The sequence below is a fragment of the Stenotrophomonas sp. YAU14D1_LEIMI4_1 genome (assembly GCF_003086815.1).
Classification (GTDB): Bacteria; Pseudomonadota; Gammaproteobacteria; order Xanthomonadales; family Xanthomonadaceae; genus Stenotrophomonas.
Genome location: NZ_CP025997.1, coordinates 1,639,497 through 1,663,882 on the forward strand (window position 1 = coordinate 1,639,497; position 24,386 = coordinate 1,663,882).

Sequence of the window (24,386 nt, forward strand, 5' to 3'; positions counted from 1 at the left end):
TGACATGGGGGTGACGTGAAGACGCAGGTTCGATGGCACTGCGGCCGCGGTCACAGCGCGGCCGTGGGGCAGGGCGCGGGCTGAACCGTGGCTGGGTTGTCATCAACTCGTCATGACAGTGCGATAGATGACAGGCCGTGACGCAGATAGCCTGTCGCGCTGTCGTCCCTTTCCCTTGATGCCCATGAAGCGCCTGCTGCTGCTCCTGCTGGCGTGCGCCGGTCTGTGGCTGGCTGCATGCTCCTCCTCGATCAATGCCGGTTCCACCTCGCTCAGCGACCGTCTGGTCGCGCCGGGTGGGGTCTCGACCCTGCTGGACCAGCCGCGCCTGCAGGCGGCCATTGCCGCCTTGCCCACCCGCCATGGTTTCGCCCGTGGCCGCGAGGGCGTACCGATTTTCTGGCGGGTGTTCGATCCGGGCGACTACGGTGCCCGCTACCACTACCTGCCGCAGCACCACCAGAATGGCCTGCCGCTGGACACCGGCCTGAGCCTTGCGCTGCCGCACCCGTTCCGCGCACAGGCGCCGCGCGGCACCGTGGTGCTGCTGCACGGCTGGATGATGAACGGTGATTCGATGCTGCCGTGGTCGCTGCAGCTGGCCGGGCAGGGTTACCGGGTGGTGACCCTGGACCTGCGCAACCATGGCCAGTCGGGGGCGGGGCCTTCCGGCTACGGCACCTACGAGTCAGATGATGTGGTGGAGGTGATCGCCGAACTGCGCGCGCGCGGCGAGATACGCGGCCCGCTGTACCTGTTCGGGGTGTCCTACGGTGCGGCCACCGCGCTGTTCGCGGCGGACAAGCTGGGTGACCAGATCGAGGGTGTGGTGGCGATGGAGTCATTCGCCAATGCGGGTGTGGCCATCCGCACGATGATTCCGCACCTGATGGCGCTGCAGCCGGAAGGGCTGAAGGCGCAGATGATCGCCGGCTATGCCCGCTGGCGTTACGGCGGCCAGGATATCGATCAGGTGGTGGCCGCCGCCGGGCAGCGCCTGGACCTGGACCTGGACCAGGTGGACGTGGCCCGCGCCCTGGCCGATACCCGTGCCTGTGTGTTGCTGCTGCACGGCCAGGGCGACCAGCACATTCCGGTCAGCCAGGGCCGCGAACTGGCCCAGGCCAACCCGCGTGCGCATTACATCGAAATGCGCGGCGAAGACCACATCACGCTGCCGCTGCGTCTGGACCTGCTGGCCGGTGTGGTGGACGACTGGATGGCGCGCGATGCGCAGCATCCGGCCGCGACCTGTCCGGCGCCACGCCTGCCGGCGCAGGCGCATTGGCGGGCCTGAACCACTGAACCTGCGGCGCCACGTGGCACCGCAGGTTTCCGTGCCTTACAGCGGCAGGTCGAACACCAGCACTTCAGCGTCGTTGCCGTTTTCCAGGGTCAGCTGCGCTTCGTCGCTGACCTGCAGGGCATCGCCGGCTTCCAGGGTGATGCCGTTCACCTGCAGCTGGCCACGGGCCACCTGCACGTAAGCGCCACGGCCGCTGGCCAGGGCATGGTGCAGCTTCTGCTCGCCGTCCAGGATGGTGGCGAAGATGCGGGCATCCTGCTGGATGCGCAGCGAACCGTCGGCACCATCGGGGGAAGCGATCAGGCGCAGCTGGCCGCGCTTGCTCTCCGGCGCGAAGTGGGTCTCGCGGTAGGACGGCTCGATGTTCTCGCGGTCCGGGAAGACCCAGATCTGCAGGAAGTGCACCGGATCGGTGGCCGAGTGGTTGAACTCACTGTGGCTGACGCCGCTGCCGGCGCTCATCACCTGCACGTCGCCGTAGCGCAGCACCGAGCCGGTACCCATCGAGTCCTTGTGCTCCAGCGCGCCGCCCAGCACGTAGGAAATGATTTCCATGTTGCTGTGGCTGTGGGTGCCGAAGCCCTGGCCGCCGATCACCTTGTCTTCGTTGATGACCCGCAGCGGGCCGAAGCTGACGTAGCGCGGGTCGTAGTAGCTTGCAAAGGAGAAGGTGTGGCGGGACGACAGCCAGCCATGCTCGGCCAGGCCACGGGTAGCGCTCTTGCGGATCTGCAGCATGATGATTCTCCTTGTTCGATGGTTTCGATGGGGCGGGGTGGGCCGGTGGCCGCTGTGTTTCCCCGTTGGAGAGAAGTATCTGCTTGCGCCGCGGGTTTGAAAAACGGATAGTTTTGACAGCCATCATCGAAAATTTCGAATGCTCAAGATCAGCCTCGATGCCCTGCAGATCCTGGAAGCCATCGACCGCCGCGGCTCGTTTGCCGGGGCCGGCAAGGCCCTGCACAAGGTGCCGTCCACCATTTCCTACACGGTGGCCAAGCTGGAGGAAGACCTGGGCGTGCAGCTGTTCGACCGGGTAGGGCCACGCGCCGAGCTGACCGACGCCGGGCGCGCGCTGCTGGACGAGGGCCGGCACTTGCTGCGTGCGGCCCGCGAGCTGGAGCTGCGGGTGCGCCGGGTGGCGTCGGGCTGGGAGGCGGAGCTGAGCCTGGCCGTGGATTCGATGTTCCCGACCTGGCTGCTGGGCCCGGACATCGCCGCCTTCCGCGGTATCGAGGCGCCGACGCGCCTGCGACTGTTTGGTGAAGCCTTGTCTGGCACCTGGGAGGCCCTGCTGGACCGACGCGCCGACCTGCTGGTTGGGGCGGCGGGCGAGGGGCCCAGCGGGGGTGGCTATGTGGTGGAGCCGCTGGGTAGCGTGGATTTCGTGTTTGCGGTGGCGCCGGATCATCCGCTGGCGCAGGTGCCGGGCGTACTGGGTCGAGAGCATCTGGCCGAGCATTGCGCCATTGCGGTGTCCGATTCCGCGCGGCGTCTGCTGCCGCGCACCGTGGGCCTGCTGATGGGGCAGGAGATCCTGACGGTGCCGGACATGGCCAGCAAGTTGAAGCTGCAATGCCAGGGGTTGGGATTCGGTTTCCTGCCCGAGCCGTGCGCGCGCGCGGCGGTAGCGCGCGGCGAGCTGGTGATCCGCGAGGTGGAAGAGCCCAAGGCGGAAGAGACCTTCTGGCTGGCCTGGCGCACCGGCGAGGACGGCGCGGCCCTGCGCTGGTGGCGCGAACGGCTGCGCAGGCCGGAGTTGCTGGCGCAGTGGTGGCAGGCAATGGGGTAGATCCATGCCATGCGTGGATGGGGGGGGGTCTGCAGGGCTGCGCCCTGCACCTGCTCAAGGCAACGGCAACGGCAACGGCAACGGCAACGGCAACGGCAACGGCAACGGCGAAAGCAAAAGCTGGATATCCGTGGGGTGGCGGGGCGGTGTCGGATTGCGGGGACGCCGCAAGTACGTCCCTGTAGGCTTGGCAGCCGCATCCATGCGGCTGACACCCCGCAATCCGACACCGCCCCGCCTCTGACGCCTCCCCGCAATCTGTCGGAACGGCACGGGGTCGGATCCCGTTGCTACGCAACGGGCTCTGACCCCAGATTCAATATTCAATTCGATATCTGACAGAAAAATCGTGTCGACCAAGGTCGATACCTACCAAGAGCAGTAGCAACAGCCGTTACCAACCGCCGCAGGAAATTGTCGGGGGTGGGGCGGTGTGGGCTTGCAGGACCGCAGGCGCCATGGGCCCGAGGCATGCCTCGGGCGGGTTGGGCAGGACGCCCAACCCCGGTCTTGTCGTGTGCGCAGGATTGCGCACACGAGCAAGGCGCCTACGAGCCCCCATGGAAGGGTTTCCGGCGTGTCCTGCAAGCCCACACCGCCCCGCCCAACCAGCAGAAAGCCAGCGCCGCTTCTGATCTGCTCTGGCTTGTAAAGCTTCTGCAGGTGCAGGGCGCAGCCCTGCAGAAAACACACATAAAAAAACAGCAGGCCGAGGCCTGCTGTTTCGGTGTAATGGTGCGCCCGGAGAGATTCGAACTCCCGACCGCCTGGTTCGTAGCCAGGTACTCTATCCAACTGAGCTACGGGCGCCAATTACATAAACTTGTTGTGTTGATCGTGTGTGGTGCGCCCGGAGAGATTCGAACTCCCGACCGCCTGGTTCGTAGCCAGGTACTCTATCCAACTGAGCTACGGGCGCGCGGTACACAATCAATTTGTTACATCATTTTACTGCATCTTCCAGCGGCGGATGCTGGAAGCCTGTCGAGTGGTGCGCCCGGAGAGATTCGAACTCCCGACCGCCTGGTTCGTAGCCAGGTACTCTATCCAACTGAGCTACGGGCGCCCTGCGACAGGAGCGGAATTATGCGGATGTCGGCGCCCGACGTCAACGCTTTTGTGAAAATTTTCATTCAACTGAATGAAAAAGCTTTCCGCCACAGCGTCCGGGGCCTTCATCCAGGCGAAGTGATCGGCACGCGTACCCAGTTCCTGCGCGGACAGCACGCGCGCGCGTGAGGCCACATTCGGCAGCTTGGCCAGCAGCGCCTGCATCGAACTGAGCGGGGCGAACCAGTCATCGGCCATCAGCACCGCCTGCGCGGTGCCGTGGATGCGCGCCAGCTGCGCCTCCAGATCTTCGGCCATGCCGACGGCGGCATAGCGGTTGTTCAGGCCCACCCGAGCCCAGTCGGCGATCAGCCCGCGTGCTTCGGTGCCGCCAAAGCCGAGGCGGCGGCCGTGCAGTACGCCCTGGCGGCGCGCGATCCAGGGCAGGAAACGGTAGAACAGCGGCAGCAGCCACCCGCGCGGGGCCGGGAAGGCGCGCCAGAACGGTGTGCCGCTGGCTGCCAGCCACAGGTGCTGGAAGCGATCCGGCACGCGGCCCGCATGCACGCAGGCCAGCTGCCCGCCCAGGCTGTGGCCGCCGATGATCCAGGGCACCAGCGTCGCTTCGTTGTCGTCGCGCTCCAGCACGGCCTGGCTGGCCGGCAGATCCTGTTCGAGAATCTCACGGTAGGCCCAGTCCACCTTCCTGGAGGGGCGCAGCGAGCTGCTGCCATTGCCACGCCACTCGTGCAGGTACACCGCAACGCCGCGTGCGGCCAGCGCCTGCGCCAGCGGCAGGTAATGGCGCGCGGCCACGCCCAGCGCCGGCAGCCACAGCAGGCGGGCCAGCGGCTGCGGCGGCACGCAGGCGATGATCTCGTACTGGTGGCCATCGCCGCTTTGTACGGCGAACGTGCGTGGGGTAGCGCTCATGCGTGCGGCGCCGCGCCGAAGTGGTCCAGTACCAGCACCTCACTGCGGCCAGGCGCATAGCCCTGCTGCAGCCCGCGCGCCACGTAGTCGATGCCCGCTTCGCAGGCGTTGCCCAGGCTCAGGCCGTTGCACAGCTGCGCGGCGATGGCCGAGGCCAGCGTACAGCCGGTGCCGTGTGCATCCAGCGGCAATCGCGCATGGATGAATTCTTCGCTGCTGACACCGTCGAAATAACGATCGACCACGCGGTTGCCTTCCTGCAGATGGCCGCCCTTGAGCAGTACCGCGCCGGCGCCCAGGTCCAGCAGTGCCGCCGCCGCCTGTTCTGCCTGCGCGGCATTGCCGATGCGGTGGCCGACCAGCAGTTCGGCTTCGGGGGTGTTCGGGGTGATCAGCGTGGCCAGCGGAATCAGGCGTTCGCGCAGTGCCTGCAGCGCGCTGTCTTCCAGCAGGCGCGCGCCGCTGGTGGCGACCATCACCGGGTCCAGCACCACATGGGCGGGGCGGCGCTGTTCAAGTACTTCGGCGACCGCGTTGATCACTTCGGCATTGGCCAGCATGCCGACTTTCACCGCGTGGATGTCGAAATCATCGAAGCAGGCGTCCAGCTGCGCGCGCAGGAAGTGGACCGGCGGAACATGCACTGCGGTCACCCCGCGGGTGTTCTGCGCGGTCAGTGCCGCGATCACCGACAGGCCGTGCACGCGGTGGGCGGCAAAGGCTTTCAGATCGGCCTGGATGCCGGCGCCGCCGCCGGAATCGGAGCCAGCGATGGTCAGGGCGGAAACGGGTGTAGAGGGGCTCATGGGCTGATTGTGCCGTAGAAGCGGGTTCTCCGCGGTTTGTCACATTCACGCGTAATGCATCCACGCATGGCGTGGATCTACTGGGGATCTGACCCCATCAATGCCGCCAGCGCGCCCATTGCTGGTACATCACGTAGACGATGCCGGTCAGGCCGGTCAGCAGCGCTGGGGCCAGCAACGCGTCGTACTGCCAGCGCATGAACAGCCAGGCGCCGATCACCCCGCCGGCCAGGAAGCCGCTGATGATCAGGCCGCTCAGGGTCAGCCGCCGCAGTTGCAGCGGCAGGCCGCGCAGCAGATGGCCCAGGCCGATGCCCAGGTCGGTGAACATGCCGCTCAGATGCGTGGTGCGCACCACCGCGCCACTGAAGGTGGTGGCCATGGCGTTCTGCAGGCCGCAGGCCATGGCCGCAGCCAGTGCGCCCCAGATCTGCTGCTGCTCAAACAGCGGAATGGCCGTCAGCAGCAACATGGATTCGATCGCCAGCGCCACGCCGTAGCGGCGGCCGAGCTGCAGGGTGCTGTCCTGGATAAGCAGGCCGCTGAGCATGGCGCCCAGCGAGAAGGCGATCAGCAGGCCCCATAGATGACCCACCGCACGCCAGTCGCCATGGGCCAGGGCCATGCCCAGCTGGCTGGTGCTGCCGGTCATGTGGCTGACCGCCTGGTGCTCGAAGCCCAGGAAGCCAACCACGTTGACCATGCCGGCCACGCACGAGAGCGCGACCGCGCCGATCCAGACCCAGGTGGGCAGGCGGATTCCCATCGGTGAGGCCCCTCAGGGTCAGTCGAAGCCGCCGTTGAACTGCAGGTCGCTGAAGGTGTTGCTGGCCGGGTCGAACACTGCACCCCAGAACTGGCGACCGCCATCGCACACGCGGATCGCTTCGCGGGCCGGATTCACGCTGCCATCGTCGGGCAGATGGAACGCGTTGATGTAGATCAGCCGCTGCCCCGCGCTTTCAATGCCCACGTACTGGCGGTCGAAGTCCAGTACGTGCGGCACCTGTGCTTCCAGCGAGGACAGCTTCGCTTCCAGCTGGTCCACCTGCTGCCGGCTGGGCGCCCAGTAACCCGTGACCCGACCGGCCTCGCGGCCGGGGCTGGTCCGCGAGCAGGTGTCCAGCACCTGCGCGGCGATGACCGGGCGGGTGACCACCCACGATTGGCCGGTGCGTTCGGCGGTGGGCACGCTGGCCGGCCCGCGCGTAGTGGTGCAGGCGCCGAGTGCGGTGGCGAGGGCGATCGCCACCGTAGGCAGCAACAGACGGGTGCAACGGTTCACAACACCTCCGAAGCGTAATCGGCCAGGCGCGAACGCTCGCCACGGCGCAGGGTGATGTGCGCGCTATGCGGCCAGTTCTTGAAGCGGTCCACCGCGTAGGTCAGGCCCGAGGTGGTCTCGGTCAGGTACGGGGTGTCGATCTGTTCGACGTTGCCCAGGCAGACGATCTTGGTGCCGGGGCCGGCGCGGGTGATCAGGGTCTTCATCTGCTTGGGGGTGAGGTTCTGCGCCTCGTCCAGGATCAGATAACGTGACAGGAAGGTGCGGCCGCGCATGAAGTTCATCGAGCGGATCTTGATGCGGCTGGCCAGCAGGTCGTTGGTGGCCTGGCGGCCCCAGGTGCCGCCTTCCTGGTTGTGCGTGAGCACTTCCAGGTTGTCGGTCAGCGCGCCCATCCACGGCGTCATCTTTTCTTCTTCGGTGCCGGGCAGGAAGCCGATGTCCTCGCCCACGCTCACCGTGGCGCGGGTCATGATGATTTCGCGGTAACGCTGCTGGTCCATGGTCTGGGCCAGGCCGGCGGCCAGCGCCAGCAGGGTCTTGCCGGTGCCGGCGGTGCCCAGCAGGGTGACGAAATCGATCTCCGGGTCCATCAGCGCGTTCAGTGCGAAATTCTGCTCGCGGTTGCGCGCGCTGATGCCCCACACGGCGTGGCTGCCGTGGCGGAAGTCATCGACCAGCGACAGCACCACCTTGCCATCGCCCACCACGCGACTGACGCGCAGTTCCACTTCGTCTTCGCCGGGCAGGTAGACGTACTGGTTCGGGTACCACTCCTCGCCATCCTGCGCCTGGATTTCGTAATGGGTGCGGCCCTTGTCGCTCCAGCTGCGCAGATCTTCGCCGTGGCGTTTCCAGAAGTCTTCGGGCAGCTCGGTGGCGCCGGTGTACAGCAGGCTGAAATCGTCCAGCGCGCGATCGTTCTCGTAGTCCTCGGACACGATGCCGGCGATGGCGGCCTTGATGCGCAGGTTGATGTCCTTGGAAACGAACACCACCGGCAGGTCCGGGGTCTCTTCCTTCAGCGCCAGGATCGCGCCGAGGATGGCGTTGTCCGGAATGACCTTGCCGAAGCTCTTGCCCGCGTCGAAATGGCTGGTCTGGAAGCGCAGCTTGCCGGCGCTCTGCTTGCCACGCAGCTGCAGCCCGTTCGGGCGCTGCAGCGGAATGCCGTCGGCCAGGTTGTCCAGGCCCGATTCCTGCACCAGCTCGTTGAGGAAGCGGCTTACCTGGCGCGCGTTGCGGCTCGCTTCAGAGGTGCCCTTCTTGCCGTTGTCCAGTTCCTCGATCACCTGCATGGGCAGGTAGACGTCGTGTTCCTCGAACTTGAACAGCGCGGTGGGATCGTGCATCAGCACGTTGGTATCCAGCACGTAGATGCGCTTGCCTCGGGTCATCGTCGTTTCCTGGTTACGGACAGGGAAAAACCACCACAGCCTGCAGGGCAGGGCGGTGGCGGACAGAGTGGGCGATGGGGCTCACTTGGTTTGGGCGGCCTTGAGTTCGGCGAGGACGGCATCGGCGTGGCCAGCAACCTTGACCTTGCGCCATGCCTGCACGATACGACTGTCGGGTGAAATCAGGAAGGTGCTGCGCTCGATGCCACGTACCTGCTTGCCGTACATGTTCTTCAGCTTGATCACGTCGAAGGCGCTGCACAGGGCTTCATCGCCATCGCTGACCAGCGGGAAGTTGAAACCCTGCCTGGCGCAGAAGTTGTCGTGCGACTTCACCGAATCGCGGGAGACGCCGAGCACCACCGCGCCGGCCTTCTTGAATTCGGGCAGCAGCGCGTTGAAGTCGATGCCTTCGGTGGTGCAGCCCGGGGTGCTGTCCTTGGGGTAGAAGTACAGCACCAGCCACTGGCCGGCATAGTCGCCGAGGGTGGCGTGGTGGCCGCCAGACAGGGCCAGCGGCAGGGAAAGGGTGGTGCTGTCCAGGGTATCGCCGTTGTTCATGAGGTCCTTCTGTCGAGCCTGGGTTGTTTCTACGACAATTGCATGAAACGCCACGCGCCCGTGAGAGGCGCGCGAAGAATCAGAATTTCATCGGGTCCATGATCGCGTCCAGGTTCAAGTGGTCGCAGAATTCAAGGAAGTCATCGCGCAGCGCGGCGATGTGCATGTTGGCCGGCACGCCGATGGTCACCTGCGCGCTGAACATTTCAGCGCCGGTCTGCATGGCGCGGTAGCGGGTGCTCTGCAGGTTCTCGATGGTGATGCCCTGGCGGTCGAAGAAATCGGCCAGCTGGAACAGGATGCCCGGCTTGTCGGCGGCGATCACTTCCACGATGTAGGGCAGCAGGTTGGACTGCGCCTGCTTGGCGGCGGTGCGGTACCAGACCAGCTTCAGGCCTTCCTCGCGCTCCAGCCGGGTCAGCATGGCTTCCAGCTTGGCCACCGAATCCCAGGAGCCGGTGGCCAGCGCGGTCACCGAGACATCGCGGCCAACGGTGGCCAGGCGGGCGTCGACCAGATTGCAGCCACTGTCGGCGATGCGGCGGGTGACAGACAGCAGGGGGGACTCCGGATGCGTCGTATAGGCGTTGATCAGGAGGTGGTTTTCGCTCGGCGCGGGGCGCGGGGTGGTGTCGGTCAAGGCGATTCCGGGTAATGCTTGGGGTGAGTCTGAATGCCCGCCGGGGGGCGGGAATCCACCGGTGTCCAGCATACTTGCCCGTGGTTTCGCGCCGCAAGTAACATTCAGGTCGCCCCCGCCCAGTAATGGCGGGCGTTTCCCTTCCCAGCCAAGAGCAGCACGTCCTTGTCCCTTTCCGGCCTCATCACCGCGCTGGCGACCCCGTTCCGGGCCGACGGCTCCCTCGATCCCGACGGTTGGCAGCGCCTGCTGCACCTGCAGCTGGAGGCGGGCGTCCAGGGCGTTGTCGTCGCTGGCTCCACCGGCGAAGCCGCCACCCTGTCCGATGCCGAGTACGACCAGCTGCTGGCCAGCGCGGTCGAGCGCATCGGTGGGCGCATTCCGGTCCTGGCCGGCACCGGCCTGTCCGGCACCGCCAAGACCATCGAACAGACCCGTCGCGCCGCTGCGCTGGGCGCCAGCCATGCGCTGGTGGTCACGCCGCCGTACGTGCGCCCGACCCAGGCCGGCCTGATCGCGCACTACCGTGCCGTGGCCGACCACGGTGGCCTGCCGGTGGTGCTGTACAACGTGCCCGGCCGTACCGGCTGCGACATGCTGCCGGAGACCGTGGCCGAACTGGCCCGCCATCCGAACATCGTCGGCATCAAGGAAGCGGTGGGCGACACCAGCCGGGTGCAGGCGCTGCTGGCGCTGTCGGCCCCGGATTTCGCCGTGCTGAGCGGCGATGACGGCACCGCTGCCCGCTCGATCCAGGCCGGCATGGATGGCCTGGTCTCGGTCGGCTCCAACGCGCTGCCGGGTGCCTACCGCCGCATGTGCGCGCTGGCTGCCGCCCACGACCATGAAGCGACCGAATCGTGGGATGGCCGCCTGCAGCCGTTCCACGATTTCTGTGGCGTCGAGCCCAACCCGATTCCGGTGAAGGCGCTGCTGCGCCGGATCGGCATCGGCCACGATCTGCGCCTGCCGCTGCTGCCGCTGTCGGCCGAGCACGCGCCGGCCGCCGACCATCTTGCCGGCGACATCGCCGCCCTTGAAGCTCTTTCCAGCCACTGACCTGTCGTCGTGGCCTGATCCAGGAGATCCACATGCGTCAATCCGTTTCCACTGCCCGCGTGCTGTCCTACGCCCTGCTTGCCGTCGCCGTTGCCGCCGGTACCACCGGTTGCTTCAAGCGCGGCGCCAAGGGCGACTACGCCCTGGCCCCTGAAATGCGTCCGCTGGAAGTGCCGCCGGACCTGAACCTGCCGGCCGGTGCGGGCAGCAACCAGATGCCGGCGCTTGGCGCACCCCCGCAGCAGGCCGCCCCGATGGCGCCGGCTGCACCGGCCGCCGCTGCGGCGCCGGCTGCCAACAACACCGGCTTCATCGTGCCGGGCAGCAAGGATGAGGCCTTCACCAAGGTCGGCACTGCGCTGGAAGGCCTGGAAGGCGTGACCATCGCAACCCGCGCGCAGCTGCTGGGCTCGTACGACGTGGCCTATGAAGGCAGCAACTTCCTGGTGCGCGTGGTGGCCGTCGATGCCGGCGCCTACATTTCGGCCGTCGACCCGCGCGGCCTGCCGGCCACCGCCGAAGCACCGGTGAAGCTGATCGCCGCACTGAAGGCCAAGCTGGCGCCGTAAGCGCCGGTACCCGCGCCGGGTAGCGCCGGGCCATGCCCGGCGCGCGCGCAGCGCGGATCAGGTTCCGCCGGGCATGGCCCGGCGTTACCAAGGAAAAAGGGCGCCGAGGGCGCCCTTTTTCCTTGCAACCGCTGGCGCCTCAGCGCTCCAGCAGCTTCAGCTTGTCCGGCTTGCCGTCCCAGTCGCCGGCGTCGGCGGGCGGGTCCTTGCGCACGGTCAGCACCGGCCACTCGCGCGCCAGTTCGGCATTCAGGCCCACGAACACTTCCTGGCCGGCGGGCACATCGTCTTCGGGGAAGATCGCGTTGACCGGGCACTCCGGCTCGCAGAGGGTGCAGTCGATGCACTCGTCCGGGTCGATCACCAGGAAGTTCGGGCCTTCGTGGAAACAATCCACGGGGCACACTTCCACGCAATCGGTGTGTTTGCACTTGATGCAGTTTTCGGTGACGACAAAGGGCATAAGGGGGGAGGCAGATCCGTCTTCAAGCGGACAATTCTAGAACAGGTTGACCGCGCGCGCTGCCGTTGCGCGCTTCGGCGCGCTGAAACGCATCAATTGCCCGCTTGCTGCCGGTTGTCATCTGGCGCCATCCCGGCCCGCTTTGCCGCAGTGCACATTGCCAAGCCGCTGACGGCCCCGGCAGACTCGATGTCCATCGGTGGACATCTGGCGGGTGGCAGTGCGGATCGCAGCGAAGGGCAGGGCATGAGCGTGTATCTGGGCATCGATGCCGGCACCCAGAGTGTGAAGGTACTGGCCTACGACGCGCAGGCACGGCAGGTGCTGGCGCAGCAGGCGCGGCCGTTGTCGCTGACCGCCACCGACGATGGCGGGCGCGAGCAGAACGCAGCCGATTGGGTGCAGGCGCTGGTGCAGGCCATCCAGGCCTTGCCGGGCAGCCTGCGCGCGCGGGTGCGCGGGCTTGCCGTTTCCGGCCAGCAGCATGGCTTCGTACCGCTGGGCGCGGACAACCGCGCGCTGGGGCCGGTGAAGTTGTGGTGCGACACCAGCAGCAGCGAGCAGTGCGCGCAGATCGTGTCGGCCATGGGCGGGGTTTCGGCCTGCATTGCCGAAACCGGCAACGACCTGCGCGTGGGCTACACCGCCTCCAAGCTGCGCTGGACCCGCCAGCACCGGCCGCAGGTCGATGCAGGACTGGACGGCATCGCGCTGCCCCATGATTACCTGAATCTGTGGCTGACCGGCCAGCGCTTCATGGAGGCCGGCGATGCCTCCGGTACCGGCTGGCTGGATGTGCGCCGGCGCACCTGGTCGGCACCGATGCTGGCCGCCACCGATGAGCGGCGCGATCTGGCCGGACTGCTGCCGCCGCTGGTCGCGCCGGACCAGGGGTTCACCCTGCTGCCCGCGGTGGCGGCGCTGCTGGGCCTGCCTGCGAACACCCGCGTGGCGGTCGGCGGTGGCGACAACATGATGGCGGCCATCGGCACCGGCGCGGTGCGCGAAGGGCGGCTTAGCATGAGCCTGGGCACGTCGGGCACGCTGTTTGGCTGGAGCGCCACGCCGCGCATCGATCCGCAGGGACGCTGGGCCGCGTTCTGCGCCTCCGACGGTGGCTGGCTGCCGTTGATCTGCACGATGAACTGCACCGTCGCTACCGGCCAGGTGGCCGCGCTGCTGGGGCAGTCGCCCGCGCAGTGCGAAGACCTGCTGGCGCAGAGCGCGCCCGGCGCCGAGGGGCTGGTGATGCTGCCGTTCTTCAATGGCGAACGCAGCCCGGACCTGCCGCTGGCGCGCGGCGCCCTGCATGGGCTGGACCTGCACAACCTGGGTCCGGCCAACCTGTATCGCGCCGCGATGGAAGGGGCCAGCTACAGCCTTCGCCTGGGCTACGACGCCCTGGTCGAGGGCGGGCTGCAGGGCCAGCGCTTGGTGCTGACCGGCGGCGGCGCCAACAGCCCCGGCTGGCGGCAGATGATCGCCGATCTGTTCCAGCTGCCCGTGGTCGTGCCCGTGCAGGCCGAAGGCGCCGCGTTCGGTGCTGCACTGCAGGCGCTGTGGCTGTGCGAGGGGCAGGGCGGGGCGCTGGCCGATCTGGTCGATGAGCATCTGCAGTTCGATGCCGCCCAGCCCGCGCAGCCCGATGCCGCGCGCGGCGCCCTGTACCAGGCCGGTTACCAGCGTTTCGTCCACCACCTGCAGGCACTGACGCCGTTGTTCCAGCAGCGCCTGCCCTGATCCCGAAGAAGGAAGCATCGTCCATGGCAACCCCGTTCCATGTTGGTCAGCGTGAGTACTTCCCCGGCATCGGTCGCATCCCCTTCGAGGGCCGCGACTCCGACAATCCCCTGGCCTTCAAGGTCTATGACGCGCAGCGGCAGATCGGCGGGCGCAGCATGGCCGAGCACCTGCGTTTCGCGGTGGCCTACTGGCACAGTTTCTGTGGCGCCGGGCAGGACCCGTTCGGGCCGGGCACCCGCGCCTACCCCTGGGACCAGGGCGATACGCCGCTGGCCCGTGCCGAAGCGCGCTGCGATGCCGCCTTCGAGTTCTTCACCAAGCTGGGCGTGCCGTACTGGTGCTTCCACGACGTGGACCTGGCGCCCGACGCCGATGACATCGGCGAGTACCGCGCCAACCTGGCGCACATGGTTGAACTGGCCGGCCAGCGCCAGCAGCAGACCGGCATGAAGCTGCTGTGGGGCACGGCCAACCTGTTCTCGCACCCGCGCTACATGAACGGTGCGGCGACCAACCCGGACTTTGCCGTGGTGGCGCGCGCCGCCGTGCAGGTCAAGGCCGCGCTGGAAGCCACCGTGGCCCTGGGCGGCAGCAACTACGTGTTCTGGGGCGGCCGCGAAGGCTATGCCTGCCTGCTGAACACCGACATGAGGCGTGAGCAGGCCCACTTGGCGCGGTTCCTGGCAGCGGCACGCGACCACGGCCGCAGCATCGGCTTCGAAGGCACGTTCCTGATCGAGCCCAAGCCGATGGAGCCGATGCACCACCAGTACGATTTCGACAGCGCCACCGTGGTCGGCTTCCTGCGCCAGCATGGCCTGGATGCGGACTTCAAACTGAACATCGAAGCCAACCACGCCACGCTGTCCGGCCACACGTTCGCCCATGACCTGCAGGTGGCGGCCGATGCCGGGCTGCTGGGCAGCATCGATGCGAATCGGGGCAATCCGCAGAATGGCTGGGATACCGACCAGTTCCCGACCGACCTGTACGACACCGTCGGGGCGATGCTGGTGGTGCTGCGGCAGGGCGGGCTGGGCCACGGCGGGCTGAACTTCGATGCCAAGGTGCGGCGCGAATCGACCGACCCGCAGGATCTGTTCCTGGCCCATATCGGCGGCATGGACGCCTTCGCCCGCGGGCTGGAAGTGGCCCATGCGCTGCTGCAGCAGTCGCCGCTGGAACAGTGGCGGCGCGAGCGCTACGCCAGCTTCGACCAGGGCCCGGGCCAGGCCTTCGCGACCGGCCAGCTGGGCCTGGATGCGCTGTGCGCGCTGGCCGAACAGACCGGCGAGCTGCGCCAGCGTAGCGGACGGCAGGAAGCCTATGAGAACCTGCTGAACCAGTACCTGCTGCGCTGAGCGGCAGGCCCTTTTCCTTCGCGGATGAACCCATGTCCACAGCGATTCCTGCAAGCGCCGGCAGCCGCGGCGAAAACACCGCTTTCATCGTCCTGATCAGCTGTGTGGCCACCCTCGGTGGCTTCCTGTTCGGCTTCGACAGCGGGGTGATCAACGGTACGGTCGATGGCCTGCGCCAGGCATTCAATTCCAGCGAGGCCGCGCTGGGCTTCGAGGTGGCCTCGATGCTGCTGGGCTGCGCCATCGGTGCCTTCGTGGCCGGGCGCCTGGGTGACCTGCTGGGCCGCCGCAGCGTGCTGATCATTTCGGCGGTGCTGTTCCTGCTGTCGGCGCTGGGCGCGGGCGCGGCGCATGCCTCGTGGCTGTTCGTGGCCGCACGCATGGTCGGTGGTTTCGCGGTGGGCGCGGCCAGCGTGATGTCGCCGGCCTACATTGCCGAAGTGGCCTCGGCACGCTATCGCGGCAAGCTGGCCACGGTGCAGCAGATGGCGATCATCAGCGGGTTGTTTGCCGCCTTCCTGAGCAACTACCTGCTGGCGCGTGCGGCCGGTGCGTCCACCGAGCCGCTGTGGCTGGGGCAGGAGGCCTGGCGTTGGATGTTCTGGATGCAGGCCATTCCCTCGCTGCTGTTCCTGGTGCTGCTGCTGACCATTCCCGAGAGCCCGCGCTTCCTGGTGGCCAAGGGCCGGCACGCGCAGGCCGAAGCGGTGCTGGCCCGCCTGTACGGGCCGGCCGAGGCACGGGTGAAGCGCGGCGAGATCGAGGGCAGCCTGGCCCAGGACCAGCACCGGCCGACGTTTGCCGACCTGAAGGACAAGGCCACCGGCAAGCTGCGTGGCATCGTCTGGGTGGGTATCGGCCTGGCGGTGCTGCAGCAGCTGGTGGGCATCAACGTGGTGTTCTACTACGGGGCCGTGCTGTGGCAGGCGGTGGGCTTCTCGGAAAACGACGCGCTGCTGATCAACGTGCTGTCCGGCGCGCTCAGCATCGGCGCCTGCCTGGTGACGGTGCTGCTGATCGACCGGATCGGCCGCAAGCCGCTGCTGTGGATCGGCTCGGTGGGCATGGCGGTGTCGCTGGCGCTGATGGTGGTGGCCTTCGCCAGTGGCAGCCTGGTGGACGGGCGCCTGCAGTTGTCCGACGGCATGGGCCGGCTGGCGCTGGTGGCGGCCAACGTCTACGTGGTGTTCTTCAACATGTCCTGGGGCCCGGTGATGTGGGTGATGCTGGGCGAAATGTTCCCGAACCAGATCCGCGGCTCGGCGCTGGCCGTGGCTGGTGCGGCGCAGTGGACATCGAACTTCGCCATCACCGTCACCTTCCCGATGCTGCTGGCCGGTATCGGCCTGGCTGGCGCATACGGCATCTACACCGTGGCCGCCTTCCTCTCCATCTTCTTCGTGGTCCGCTACGTCCGCGAAACCAAGGGCAAGGAACTGGAGCAGATGGAAGGCTGACGGCCGACCTGCGCTCCAGCGCCTTCCTTTTCAGTGGGGAGGCGGCAGGCCAGCCGCTCCAGGACACGCCGTTAACCCATCCATGGGGGCTCGTTGGCGCCATCCATGGCGCCAACGGTCCTGGATCGGCTGGCCTGCCGCCTCTCGACACATTGCGGGTGGCGGACGCAGGTCTGCGCGTCGGGGTCGAATTGGCGGCGGAGGAGCGAGGCTGTTCCCGCCCCCCTCGAACGCAGGAGCAGGCAGGCGCTACAGCGACCAAGCCCCCGGAGCAGTGAACCCCGGAAAACAGAAAAGCCCGCACATTGGCGGGCTTTTTCGGTTCCTGCTGCGGCGACTGGTGCTCCCTAGGGGACTCGAACCCCTGTTTTAGCCTTGAGAGGGCCACGTCCTAACCACTAGACGAAGGGAGCATGTATGTCGCTGCCGAGGCAGGAGCGGTAGTATAGGTACCTCGATGCCAATGGGCAATCCCGAAACTTCAACCGGAAGCGCCAACATCATTTCCCCTGCTCCATCTCCGTTCAGCCTGCGCGTCATTCCGCGCGACCAGCACACGATCTCCCGCAAGGAGATCAGCCCGAACGCCCTGCGCGTGCTCTACCGCCTGCGCGATGCCGGTTTCGGCGCCTACCTTGTGGGCGGCGCAGTGCGCGACCTGCTGGTCAATGGCCAACCCAAGGATTTCGACGTGGCCACCGACGCCACGCCCGAACAGGTCAAGCAGTTGTTCCGCAACTGCCGCCTGATCGGCCGCCGTTTCCGCCTTGCCCACGTGGTCTTCGGCCGCGAGATCATCGAAGTGGCCACCTTCCGTGCCAACAGCGATGACGGCAGCGGCGACCGCGAAATGGAAAACGGCATGCTGGTGCGCGACAACGTCTACGGCACCATCGAAGACGACGCCGTGCGCCGCGACTTCACCTGCAACGCCCTGTACTACGCCATCGAGGATTTCTCGGTGCGCGACTACGTCGGCGGCTTCGAGGACGTGCAGGCACGTCTGATGAAGCTGATCGGCGATCCCGAACAGCGTTACCGCGAAGACCCCGTGCGCATGCTGCGCGCGGTGCGCCTGGCCGCCAAGCTCGGGTTCCAGATCGAACAGGGCACCGCCGCGCCCATCCCGCAGCTGGCCGGCCTGCTCAACGAAGCAGCCCCGGCACGCCTGTTCGAAGAGGTGCTGAAGCTGTTCCTGTCCGGGCACGGCGTGGCCAGTTTCGAAGGCCTGGAGCGCTACGGCCTGCTGGACGTGCTGTTCCCGGAAAGCGCCAAGGCGCTGAAGTCGAACCGCACCGGTGCGTTGCGCCGCATGCTGGTGGAAGGCCTGGCCAACACCGATGCGCGCGTGGCCAACGACGAACCGGTCTCGCCGGCGTTCCTGTTCGCGCTGCTGCTGTGGCCGGCCTACTGCCGTGCCCAGGCCACCCTGCTCAAGCAGGGCGTGGCCCCGGAAGAAGCGCAGCGGCGCGCCGCCGACCGGGTCACGGTGCAGCAGCTGAGCACCATCGCCCTGCCGCGCCGGTTCTCGCTGCCGATGCAGGAAATCTGGCTGCTGCAGTCGCGCTTCAGTTCGCGCCAGCGCAAGCGCGTGTTCCGCACGCTGACCCATCCGCGCTTCCGTGCGGCCTTCGATTTCCTGTCGCTGCGCCAGGTGGCCTCGGCCGAGCACGAAGCCGACGTGCTGTTCTGGCGCGAGGCGCAGGCGCAGTCGGGCAACGAGCTGGAACACTCGCTCGAAGCCATGCACGCCGAGGGCGGCGACGAAGAGGGCGGGGCGCCGCGCAAGCGTCGCCGTCGCCGCCGTCGCAGCGGTGGCCCGGGCGGCGCCGCCGAGTAAGTCATGACCGTTGCATGGATAGGCCTGGGTGCCAACCTGGGCGATGCGGCGGGCACGGTCCGCGCGGCGATTGCCGCGCTGGACACACTGGCCGGCACCCGCCTGCAGCGGGCGTCGCGGCTGTACGCCACCCCGGCCTGGGGCAACGAAGACCAGCCGCCGTTCGTCAATGCGGTGGCAGCCGTGGAAACCGCACTGGCGCCGCTGGACCTGCTGCAGGCCCTGTTGGCGCTGGAGCAGCGTTTCGGCCGGGTGCGCGACCCGGCCGTGCACTGGGGCCCGCGCGCGCTGGATCTGGATCTGCTCCTTTACGGTCAGCAGACCCTGGACGCGCCTGCGTTGCAGGTGCCGCATCCGTACCTGCACCAGCGCGCCTTCGTGTTGGTGCCACTGGCTGAAATCGCGCCGGAACTGACCATTCCCGGCCATGGCAGCGTGCAGGACGCAGTGATGCGGGTCGATGCCTGCGGGATCGCGCCGATAGGGTGATAATGCCCGGGTTATCTCCCCCGGTTATCAGCACATGAGCACCCACGCAGACAGCAAGCCCTGGACCGTACCCGCGCTGGCCGAAGCCAAGCGCAATGGCCAGAAGCTGGTCATGTTGACCGCCTACGACGCAGGCTTTGCCCGCACTTTCGACGCCAATGGCGTGGACCTGATCCTGATCGGCGATTCGCTGGGCATGGTCGTGCAGGGCCACGATTCCACCCTGCCGGTGACCGTGGCGGACATGGTCTACCACACCCGTGCCGTGTCGCGCGTACTGCAGCGGGCGCTGCTGGTGGCTGACCTGCCGTTCGGCGCCGATGCCACCCCGGAACGTGCGCTGGACGCCTCGCTGCAGCTGCTGCAGGCCGGTGCCGAGATGGTCAAGATCGAAGGTGCTGGCTTCAAGGTCGACATCGTGCGCTACCTGGTGGAGCGCGAGATTCCGGTGTGTTCGCACCTGGGCCTGACCCCGCAGTCGGTGCTGCGCCTGGGCGGCTTCAAGATCCAGGGCCGTGGCGATGCCGCGCGCCAGCTGGTGGAGGACGCCAAGGCCGTGGCCGCCGCCGGTGCCACCCTGATCGTGCTCGAATGCATGCCGACCCCGGTGGCGGCTGAAGTGACCGCCGCAGTGGACGTACCGACCATCGGCATTGGTGCCGGCCCGCATTGCGATGGCCAAGTGCTGGTGCTGCACGATTTCATCGGCCTGGACAGCGGCCACCGCCGTCCGAAGTTCGTCAAGGACTTCCTGGCCGAAGGCGGTTCGGTGGCCGGTGCCACGCGCGCCTACGCCGACGCCGTGCGCGACGGCAGCTTCCCCGACGAACAGCACGCCTACGCCCAATGATCCAGACCTTCAACGAACTTGGCGCACTGCGCGAACAGATCGCCCAGTGGAAGCAGCAGGGCCTGCGCGTGGCGCTGGTGCCGACCATGGGCAACCTGCACGGGGGGCACCATTCGCTGGTGGCGCTGGCCCGGCAGTACGCCGACAAAGTGGTGGCCAGCATCTTCGTCAACCCGACCCAGTTCGGGCCGAACGAAGATTTCAGCCGCTACCCGCGCACGCCCGAGGCCGACGTGGCCGGGCTGGAGCAGGTCGGTTGCGATGCGGTGTGGCTGCCCAGCGTCGAGGCGATGTACCCGCTGGGCGTGGACAAGACCACGCAGATGCACGCCCCCGGCGTGAGTGAAGTGCTGGAGGGCGCCAGCCGCCCGGGCCACTTCGACGGCGTCTGCACGGTGGTGGCGCGCCTGTTCCTGCAGGTACAGCCGGACGTGGCCGTGTTCGGCCGCAAGGACTACCAGCAGCTGGCGGTGATCAAGCAGATGGTGGCCGAGCTGTCCTTCCCGATCCAGATCGTCGGTGCCGAGATCGTGCGTGACGACGATGGCCTGGCCAAGAGCTCGCGCAACCAGTACCTGGATGCGCAGCAGCGACCGCTGGCCACCACGATCCACCGCACCCTGCTGGGCATGCGCGAAGGCTACGTGGCCGGGCACACGCGGGCGCAGATCGAAGCCGATGCCACCGCCGCACTGCAGGCTGCCGGCTTCCAGGTCGACTACGCGGTGCTGCGCACCCCGGAGCTGGCCGAACCGACCTTCGACGGCGGCGGCCGGGTGGCGCTGATTGCCGCCCGCCTGGGCAGCACCCGGTTGATCGACAACCTGGAATTCTGATGTCTGCGGGGTCGGATCCCTTTCCCGGTGGGAAAGGGCTCTGACCCCACTTCCAGCCTGCTACCTGAACAAGTTGCCGGCCCTGATGCCCCGCGCCACGCGGGTGCTAGAATCCGCACTTTCCTTTGCGTTGTGCCGTGCCATGCACCTGTCCCTGCTGAAGACCAAGATCCACCGCGCCACCGTCACCCATTCCGAGCTGAACTACGAAGGTTCCATCGCCATCGATGACAACCTGCTGGCTGCCACCGGCATCCGCGAGTTCGAGCAGGTGCACATCTGGGACGTGACCAACGGTGCGCGCTTCTCGACCTATGCCATCCGTGCCGAAGCCGGCAGCGGCGTGGTCTCGCTCAATGGCGGCGCCGCGCGCCACGTGCAGGTCGGTGACATCATCATCATCGCTGCCTTCGCCAGCATGACCGAGCAGGAAGCGGACAGCTTCAAGCCGAAGCTGGTGTACGTGGACGGCAACAACCAGATCTCCCACACCAACGACACGATCCCGACCCAGGCCGCATGACAACGAACAACGGATTCGACTCGCTGCATTCCCACGCCCAGCGCCTGAAGGGCGCAAGCATTCCCAGCCTGCTGGCCGCCGAACCGGGCCGCGTGCAGGACCTGGCGCTGCGGGTCGGTCCGTTGTATGTCAACTTCGCGCGGCAGAAGTACGATGCCGCTGCGTTGCAGGCGCTGCTGGCGCTGGCCGCTGAGCGCGATGTCGGCGCGGCCATCGCCCGCCTGTTCCGCGGCGAACAGGTGAACCTGACCGAAGGCCGCGCGGCGCTGCATACCGCGCTGCGCGGTGACGGCGTGGATGCGCCGGTGGCGGCCGAGGCCTATGCCACCGCGCGCGGCATCCGCCAGCGCATGGGCGTACTGGTGCGCGCGCTGGAAGACAGCGGCGTGACCGATGTGGTCAGTGTTGGCATCGGCGGTTCCGATCTGGGCCCGCGCCTGATGGCCGACGCGCTGCGTCCGGTCAGCGGCGCGCGCCTGCGCGTGCATTTCGTGTCGAACGTGGACGGCGCCGCCATGCAGCGCACGCTGGCCACGCTGGATCCGGCGAAGACCGCTGGCATCCTCATCTCCAAGACCTTCGGTACCCAGGAAACGCTGCTCAACGGGCAGATCCTGCACGACTGGCTGGGCGGCAGCGATCGCCTGTACGCGGTCAGCGCCAACCCCGAGCGTGCCGCCAAGGCCTTCGCCATCGCCGCCGAGCGCGTGCTGCCGATGTGGGACTGGGTGGGCGGGCGTTACTCGCTGTGGTCGGCGGTCGGCTTCCCGATTGCGCTGGCCATTGGTTTCGAGCGTTTCGAGCAGCTGCTGGACGGTGCCGCGCAGATGGATGCGCATGCGCTGGACGCGCCGCTGGAGCGCAACCTGCCGGTGCTGCATGCGCTGACCGATATCTGGAACCGCAACCTGCTGGGGTGTGCCACCCACGCGGTGATGACCTACGACCAGCGCCTGGCGCTGCTGCCGGCCTACCTGCAGCAGCTGGTGATGGAAAGCCTGGGCAAGCGCGTGCAGCGCGACGGCCAGCCGGTCACCACCGACACCGTGCCGGTGTGGTGGGGCGGGGCAGGCACCGATGTGCAGCACAGCTTCTTCCAGGCGCTGCACCAGGGCACCAGCATCATTCCGGCCGATTTCATCGGCTGCGTGCGCAACGACGATCCCTACACGGTGAACCACCAGGCGTTGCTGGCCAACCTGCTGGCGCAGACCGAAGCGCTGGCCAACGGCCAGGCCAGCGACGATCCGCACCGCGACTATCCCGGTGGCCGCCCCAGCACCCTGATCCTGCTCGATGCACTGACCCCGCAGGCGCTGGGTGCGCTGATCGCCATGTACGAGCACGCGGTGTACGTACAGTCGGTGGTCTGGAACATCAACGCCTTCGACCAGTTCGGTGTCGAGCTGGGCAAGCAGCTGGCCAATGGCCTGTTGCCGGCGCTGCAGGGCGAGAATGTGGCGATTGCCGATCCGATGACCCGCGAGATTCTGGCGCAGATCCGGTAGCGCCGGGCCATGCCCGGCGGACGCGACCCCGCATCAACGGCTCGGGTCGCGCTCCGGGCTTGGCCGCTTGGCCAGCTTGCGCTGCAGCGAACGCCGGTGCATGCCCAGCAGCCGCGCCGCGGCCGACACATTGCCGCCGGTCTCGTGCATGGCCTGCTGGATGTGTTCCCACTGCAGGCGGCTGATCGGCGTCATCGCATCGGGCACTTCCATTTCGCCGTCATCGGCCGGGCCGTCGTCCTCTTCGCCAAGGGCGCGCAGGATCATCGGCACCGTGGCCGGCTTGGGCAGGTAATCGTCGGCGCCCAGCTTGATCGCTTCCACCGCCGTGGCGATGCTGGCGTAACCGGTCACCAGCAGGATGCGCATGTCTGCACGCAGCGCGCGCAGCGGCTGGATCAGGGCCAGGCCCGAATCGTTGCCCAGCTTCAGGTCGATCAGGGCGAATGCAGGCGGGTGCTGGCGTGCCAGCATCAGCGCGCTGGCCGCGTCCTGTGCGGTCTGCGTTTCCAGGCCCTTGCGGGCCAGGCTGCGCTGCAGGGTGCGCAGGTACAGTTCGTCGTCGTCGACCAGGAGGCCAAGGGTTGAGGCGTTCATGGGGTGTCCTCGCGTGGGGCCAGCGGCAGGCGGAAGCCGACGCGGCTGCCGGCCCCCTGGGCCGGGCGCATCCACATCTCGCCCTGCAGGCGTTCGATGGTGGCATGGGACAGGGCCAGACCCACGCCCATGCCTTCACTCTTGCTGCTGCCGAACAATCGGCCCGGCAGCACGGCGGCACGGGCGTTGAAGCCGTGCCCGTAATCGCGCACTTCACCGATCAGGTCGTCGCCTTCGATGCGCAGGTCCAGGTCCACGCGCGGGCGCCCGGCCTGTTCGCCCGCATCGGCGGCGTTGTTCAGCAGCACCATCAGCAGGTGGCCCACGCCGGGATCGAGCGGCAGCCTCAGTGGCGCGTCGTCGTTGCGGTGCAGGTCGATGGTCGGCCGCACCAGCCGCCACTGTTCCAGCACCTGCTGCGCGCTGGAATGGCCGCGGCCGGGGCCATCGGTGGATGCCGGCGCGGCCAGCGCCAGCACGCGCTCACGGCACTGCACCAGCAGTTCGCGCAGGGTTTCCATGTCCTCGCGCACTTCCGGCTCTTCGCTGCGCTCGGCCACGTCATCGGCCAGCAGGGTCATGGTCGCCAGCGGGGTGTTCAGTTCGTGCGCCACCGAGGCGGCATGGGTGGCCAGGGCGACGATGCCTTCGTTGCGGGCGAAGCGTTCGCGCAGCGCCGACAGTTCCAGTTCGCGCTGGCGCAGGGCCGTCGCCAGGCGGGTGGAAAAGGTCAGCACGACCGCCGCAGACAGCAGGAAGTTGGCCACCACGCCCCAGCGGTTCAGGTCCAGCGCGCGGAAGTAGCCGGCGGGCAGGGGTTGGCCGAACACGCCGCTGGCGGCGTAGCCCAGCAGGCAGGCGCCGGCCACCGCCAGCGCCCAGCGCCGGGGCAGGGCGAAGGCGGCCAGCGCGATCAGGATCAGGAACAGCGAGCCGAAGGGGTTGGCGATGCCGCCGCTCCAGCCGACCATCCAGGTCAGGATGATCACGTCCACCAGGATGTGCCCGAAGGCGGTCAGTGGGGCGGTATCGCCCGCTTCCGGGCGCAGCTGGGTATACAGGTTGAATACGGCCAGCACGGCTACGCCAGCCCACAGGGGCTGCTGCGGCAACGGCAGGCCCAGCACCCAGGTGGCGACCAGGATGGTGGCCGCCTGGCCGGCCACGGCCAGCCAGCGCAGGCTGCACAGGGTACGAAGGAACGGGGCGTCGGGTCCGGTCATGCCTGCCCATCGTATGCGTTCATCGCACGGGCTGCCTGCGACAATCGGCCGCAGACGCGCTGGCCGCTGAATGCGACCCACCCCGAATGCAGGGGCGG

General features: G+C 67.7%; 24 protein-coding genes and 4 tRNA genes. 13 read left to right on the forward strand and 15 right to left on the reverse strand.

What is annotated here, in order from left to right; translation table 11 throughout:
- Nucleotides 1-184 precede the first annotated feature (184 nt).
- Entirely contained in the window at nucleotides 185-1,297 is a 1,113-nt protein-coding gene (locus C1932_RS07640; RefSeq protein WP_108761737.1) for an alpha/beta fold hydrolase, read from the forward strand.
- 45 nt (nucleotides 1,298-1,342) lie between these two features.
- Here C1932_RS07640 and C1932_RS07645 read toward each other — a convergent pair whose 3' ends face one another.
- Nucleotides 1,343-2,044 carry a pirin family protein gene (locus C1932_RS07645; protein WP_108752758.1) on the reverse strand — a complete coding sequence of 234 codons (702 nt, stop codon included), beginning with the start codon at nucleotides 2,042-2,044 and terminating at the stop codon, nucleotides 1,343-1,345.
- Between the two features lie 139 nt (nucleotides 2,045-2,183).
- On the opposite strand from C1932_RS07645, the gene C1932_RS07650 reads away from it, so the two are divergent.
- Nucleotides 2,184-3,098, forward strand: coding sequence for a LysR family transcriptional regulator (locus C1932_RS07650; protein ID WP_108761738.1), 915 nt, complete (start codon nucleotides 2,184-2,186; stop codon nucleotides 3,096-3,098).
- A gap of 733 nt (nucleotides 3,099-3,831) precedes the next feature.
- On the opposite strand, the gene C1932_RS07655 is transcribed toward C1932_RS07650, so the two are convergent.
- The 10 genes from C1932_RS07655 to C1932_RS07700 all read right to left on the reverse strand — a co-directional run bounded on the left by C1932_RS07655 (nucleotide 3,832) and on the right by C1932_RS07700 (nucleotide 9,770).
- A tRNA-Arg gene (locus tag C1932_RS07655) sits at nucleotides 3,832-3,908 on the reverse strand.
- Between the two features lie 32 nt (nucleotides 3,909-3,940).
- A tRNA-Arg gene (locus C1932_RS07660) sits at nucleotides 3,941-4,017 on the reverse strand.
- A 70-nt stretch (nucleotides 4,018-4,087) separates the two neighbouring features.
- Nucleotides 4,088-4,164, reverse strand: a tRNA-Arg gene (locus tag C1932_RS07665).
- Entirely contained in the window at nucleotides 4,155-5,081 is a 927-nt protein-coding gene (locus tag C1932_RS07670; RefSeq protein ID WP_108761739.1) for an alpha/beta fold hydrolase, read from the reverse strand. Before C1932_RS07670 ends, C1932_RS07665 begins: the two co-directional genes overlap by 10 nt.
- A complete protein-coding gene (gene thiD, locus C1932_RS07675; protein WP_108761740.1) occupies nucleotides 5,078-5,887 on the reverse strand; it encodes a bifunctional hydroxymethylpyrimidine kinase/phosphomethylpyrimidine kinase in 810 nt (269 codons plus the stop codon). Before thiD ends, C1932_RS07670 begins: the two co-directional genes overlap by 4 nt.
- A gap of 97 nt (nucleotides 5,888-5,984) precedes the next feature.
- A complete protein-coding gene (locus C1932_RS07680) occupies nucleotides 5,985-6,653 on the reverse strand; it encodes a YoaK family protein (RefSeq protein WP_108761741.1) in 669 nt (222 codons plus the stop codon).
- 18 nt (nucleotides 6,654-6,671) lie between these two features.
- Entirely contained in the window at nucleotides 6,672-7,172 is a 501-nt protein-coding gene (locus tag C1932_RS07685; protein ID WP_108761742.1) for a hypothetical protein, read from the reverse strand.
- Nucleotides 7,169-8,569: a PhoH family protein gene (locus tag C1932_RS07690; protein ID WP_108749260.1), complete on the reverse strand. Its 1,401-nt coding sequence runs from the start codon at nucleotides 8,567-8,569 to the stop codon at nucleotides 7,169-7,171. Before C1932_RS07690 ends, C1932_RS07685 begins: the two co-directional genes overlap by 4 nt.
- Before the next feature lie 81 nt (nucleotides 8,570-8,650).
- Nucleotides 8,651-9,130, reverse strand: coding sequence for a peroxiredoxin (locus C1932_RS07695; RefSeq protein WP_108761743.1), 480 nt, complete (start codon nucleotides 9,128-9,130; stop codon nucleotides 8,651-8,653).
- A gap of 79 nt (nucleotides 9,131-9,209) precedes the next feature.
- Nucleotides 9,210-9,770 (reverse strand): glycine cleavage system protein R, encoded by a 561-nt coding sequence (locus C1932_RS07700; protein ID WP_005409051.1) that lies wholly within the window; start codon nucleotides 9,768-9,770, stop codon nucleotides 9,210-9,212.
- 165 nt (nucleotides 9,771-9,935) lie between these two features.
- On the opposite strand from C1932_RS07700, the gene dapA reads away from it, so the two are divergent.
- Together dapA and C1932_RS07710 are read left to right on the forward strand one after the other, a co-directional pair.
- Nucleotides 9,936-10,829, forward strand: coding sequence for a 4-hydroxy-tetrahydrodipicolinate synthase (gene dapA, locus C1932_RS07705; RefSeq protein ID WP_108761744.1), 894 nt, complete (start codon nucleotides 9,936-9,938; stop codon nucleotides 10,827-10,829).
- A gap of 32 nt (nucleotides 10,830-10,861) precedes the next feature.
- Nucleotides 10,862-11,398, forward strand: coding sequence for a hypothetical protein (locus C1932_RS07710; protein WP_108761745.1), 537 nt, complete (start codon nucleotides 10,862-10,864; stop codon nucleotides 11,396-11,398).
- A 139-nt stretch (nucleotides 11,399-11,537) separates the two neighbouring features.
- Here the strand turns inward: C1932_RS07710 and fdxA are convergent, their stop codons facing one another.
- A complete protein-coding gene (fdxA, locus tag C1932_RS07715) occupies nucleotides 11,538-11,861 on the reverse strand; it encodes a ferredoxin FdxA (protein WP_108749264.1) in 324 nt (107 codons plus the stop codon).
- Nucleotides 11,862-12,107: 246 nt separating this feature from the next.
- Between fdxA and xylB the strand changes: the two genes are divergently transcribed.
- Genes xylB through C1932_RS07730 form a run of 3 tightly spaced genes read left to right on the forward strand, consistent with a single transcriptional unit; the run spans nucleotide 12,108 to nucleotide 16,422 of the window.
- The gene (gene xylB, locus C1932_RS07720; protein ID WP_108763383.1) at nucleotides 12,108-13,601 is read left to right on the forward strand and encodes a xylulokinase; all 1,494 of its coding nucleotides are present in this window, start codon (nucleotides 12,108-12,110) and stop codon (nucleotides 13,599-13,601) included.
- 23 nt (nucleotides 13,602-13,624) lie between these two features.
- Entirely contained in the window at nucleotides 13,625-14,965 is a 1,341-nt protein-coding gene (gene xylA / locus C1932_RS07725) for a xylose isomerase (protein WP_108761746.1), read from the forward strand.
- 32 nt (nucleotides 14,966-14,997) lie between these two features.
- The gene (locus tag C1932_RS07730; protein ID WP_108761747.1) at nucleotides 14,998-16,422 is read left to right on the forward strand and encodes a sugar porter family MFS transporter; all 1,425 of its coding nucleotides are present in this window, start codon (nucleotides 14,998-15,000) and stop codon (nucleotides 16,420-16,422) included.
- A gap of 338 nt (nucleotides 16,423-16,760) precedes the next feature.
- On the opposite strand, the gene C1932_RS07735 is transcribed toward C1932_RS07730, so the two are convergent.
- Nucleotides 16,761-16,835, reverse strand: a tRNA-Glu gene (locus C1932_RS07735).
- Between the two features lie 50 nt (nucleotides 16,836-16,885).
- Here C1932_RS07735 and pcnB point away from each other — a divergent pair.
- The 6 genes from pcnB (at nucleotide 16,886) to pgi (ending at nucleotide 22,468) form a co-directional block, all read left to right on the forward strand.
- Entirely contained in the window at nucleotides 16,886-18,262 is a 1,377-nt protein-coding gene (pcnB, locus tag C1932_RS07740; protein ID WP_108761748.1) for a polynucleotide adenylyltransferase PcnB, read from the forward strand.
- Nucleotides 18,263-18,265: 3 nt separating this feature from the next.
- Complete coding sequence (gene folK, locus C1932_RS07745; RefSeq protein WP_108761749.1) at nucleotides 18,266-18,751, forward strand: 2-amino-4-hydroxy-6-hydroxymethyldihydropteridine diphosphokinase; 486 nt, start codon at nucleotides 18,266-18,268, stop codon at nucleotides 18,749-18,751.
- Nucleotides 18,752-18,785: 34 nt separating this feature from the next.
- The gene (gene panB, locus C1932_RS07750; protein ID WP_079221487.1) at nucleotides 18,786-19,601 is read left to right on the forward strand and encodes a 3-methyl-2-oxobutanoate hydroxymethyltransferase; all 816 of its coding nucleotides are present in this window, start codon (nucleotides 18,786-18,788) and stop codon (nucleotides 19,599-19,601) included.
- On the forward strand, nucleotides 19,598-20,437 hold the full coding sequence (gene panC / locus C1932_RS07755; protein WP_108755916.1) for a pantoate--beta-alanine ligase: 840 nt from the start codon (nucleotides 19,598-19,600) through the stop codon (nucleotides 20,435-20,437). Before panB ends, panC begins: the two co-directional genes overlap by 4 nt.
- Nucleotides 20,438-20,579: 142 nt before the next feature.
- On the forward strand, nucleotides 20,580-20,960 hold the full coding sequence (gene panD / locus C1932_RS07760; protein WP_004153087.1) for an aspartate 1-decarboxylase: 381 nt from the start codon (nucleotides 20,580-20,582) through the stop codon (nucleotides 20,958-20,960).
- Nucleotides 20,957-22,468, forward strand: coding sequence for a glucose-6-phosphate isomerase (gene pgi / locus C1932_RS07765; RefSeq protein WP_108761750.1), 1,512 nt, complete (start codon nucleotides 20,957-20,959; stop codon nucleotides 22,466-22,468). The genes panD and pgi overlap by 4 nt, the downstream gene beginning before the upstream one ends.
- A gap of 33 nt (nucleotides 22,469-22,501) precedes the next feature.
- On the opposite strand, the gene C1932_RS07770 is transcribed toward pgi, so the two are convergent.
- Nucleotides 22,502-23,065 carry a response regulator transcription factor gene (locus tag C1932_RS07770; RefSeq protein WP_108752774.1) on the reverse strand — a complete coding sequence of 188 codons (564 nt, stop codon included), beginning with the start codon at nucleotides 23,063-23,065 and terminating at the stop codon, nucleotides 22,502-22,504.
- Nucleotides 23,062-24,288 carry an ATP-binding protein gene (locus tag C1932_RS07775; protein ID WP_108752775.1) on the reverse strand — a complete coding sequence of 409 codons (1,227 nt, stop codon included), beginning with the start codon at nucleotides 24,286-24,288 and terminating at the stop codon, nucleotides 23,062-23,064. Before C1932_RS07775 ends, C1932_RS07770 begins: the two co-directional genes overlap by 4 nt.
- Nucleotides 24,289-24,386: the final 98 nt, after the last annotated feature.

Excerpts from the sequence above, each read along its gene's own strand:
- C1932_RS07640 (WP_108761737.1), top strand. The coding sequence starts at position 185 with ATGAAGCGCCTGCTGCTGCTCCTGCTGGCGTGCGCCGGTCTGTGGCTG.
- C1932_RS07710 (WP_108761745.1), top strand. The coding sequence starts at position 10,862 with ATGCGTCAATCCGTTTCCACTGCCCGCGTGCTGTCCTACGCCCTGCTT.
- C1932_RS07670 (WP_108761739.1), bottom strand. The coding sequence starts at position 5,081 with ATGAGCGCTACCCCACGCACGTTCGCCGTACAAAGCGGCGATGGCCAC.
- C1932_RS07680 (WP_108761741.1), bottom strand. The coding sequence starts at position 6,653 with ATGGGAATCCGCCTGCCCACCTGGGTCTGGATCGGCGCGGTCGCGCTC.
- xylA (WP_108761746.1), top strand. The coding sequence starts at position 13,625 with ATGGCAACCCCGTTCCATGTTGGTCAGCGTGAGTACTTCCCCGGCATC.
- xylB (WP_108763383.1), top strand. The coding sequence starts at position 12,108 with ATGAGCGTGTATCTGGGCATCGATGCCGGCACCCAGAGTGTGAAGGTA.
- C1932_RS07645 (WP_108752758.1), bottom strand. The coding sequence starts at position 2,044 with ATGCTGCAGATCCGCAAGAGCGCTACCCGTGGCCTGGCCGAGCATGGC.
- panD (WP_004153087.1), top strand. The coding sequence starts at position 20,580 with ATGCACCTGTCCCTGCTGAAGACCAAGATCCACCGCGCCACCGTCACC.
- C1932_RS07730 (WP_108761747.1), top strand. The coding sequence starts at position 14,998 with ATGTCCACAGCGATTCCTGCAAGCGCCGGCAGCCGCGGCGAAAACACC.
- pcnB (WP_108761748.1), top strand. The coding sequence starts at position 16,886 with ATGGGCAATCCCGAAACTTCAACCGGAAGCGCCAACATCATTTCCCCT.
- panB (WP_079221487.1), top strand. The coding sequence starts at position 18,786 with ATGAGCACCCACGCAGACAGCAAGCCCTGGACCGTACCCGCGCTGGCC.
- fdxA (WP_108749264.1), bottom strand. The coding sequence starts at position 11,861 with ATGCCCTTTGTCGTCACCGAAAACTGCATCAAGTGCAAACACACCGAT.
- pgi (WP_108761750.1), top strand. The coding sequence starts at position 20,957 with ATGACAACGAACAACGGATTCGACTCGCTGCATTCCCACGCCCAGCGC.
- C1932_RS07770 (WP_108752774.1), bottom strand. The coding sequence starts at position 23,065 with ATGAACGCCTCAACCCTTGGCCTCCTGGTCGACGACGACGAACTGTAC.
- panC (WP_108755916.1), top strand. The coding sequence starts at position 19,598 with ATGATCCAGACCTTCAACGAACTTGGCGCACTGCGCGAACAGATCGCC.
- C1932_RS07695 (WP_108761743.1), bottom strand. The coding sequence starts at position 9,130 with ATGAACAACGGCGATACCCTGGACAGCACCACCCTTTCCCTGCCGCTG.
- folK (WP_108761749.1), top strand. The coding sequence starts at position 18,266 with ATGACCGTTGCATGGATAGGCCTGGGTGCCAACCTGGGCGATGCGGCG.
- C1932_RS07650 (WP_108761738.1), top strand. The coding sequence starts at position 2,184 with ATGCTCAAGATCAGCCTCGATGCCCTGCAGATCCTGGAAGCCATCGAC.
- C1932_RS07690 (WP_108749260.1), bottom strand. The coding sequence starts at position 8,569 with ATGACCCGAGGCAAGCGCATCTACGTGCTGGATACCAACGTGCTGATG.
- thiD (WP_108761740.1), bottom strand. The coding sequence starts at position 5,887 with ATGAGCCCCTCTACACCCGTTTCCGCCCTGACCATCGCTGGCTCCGAT.
- C1932_RS07775 (WP_108752775.1), bottom strand. The coding sequence starts at position 24,288 with ATGACCGGACCCGACGCCCCGTTCCTTCGTACCCTGTGCAGCCTGCGC.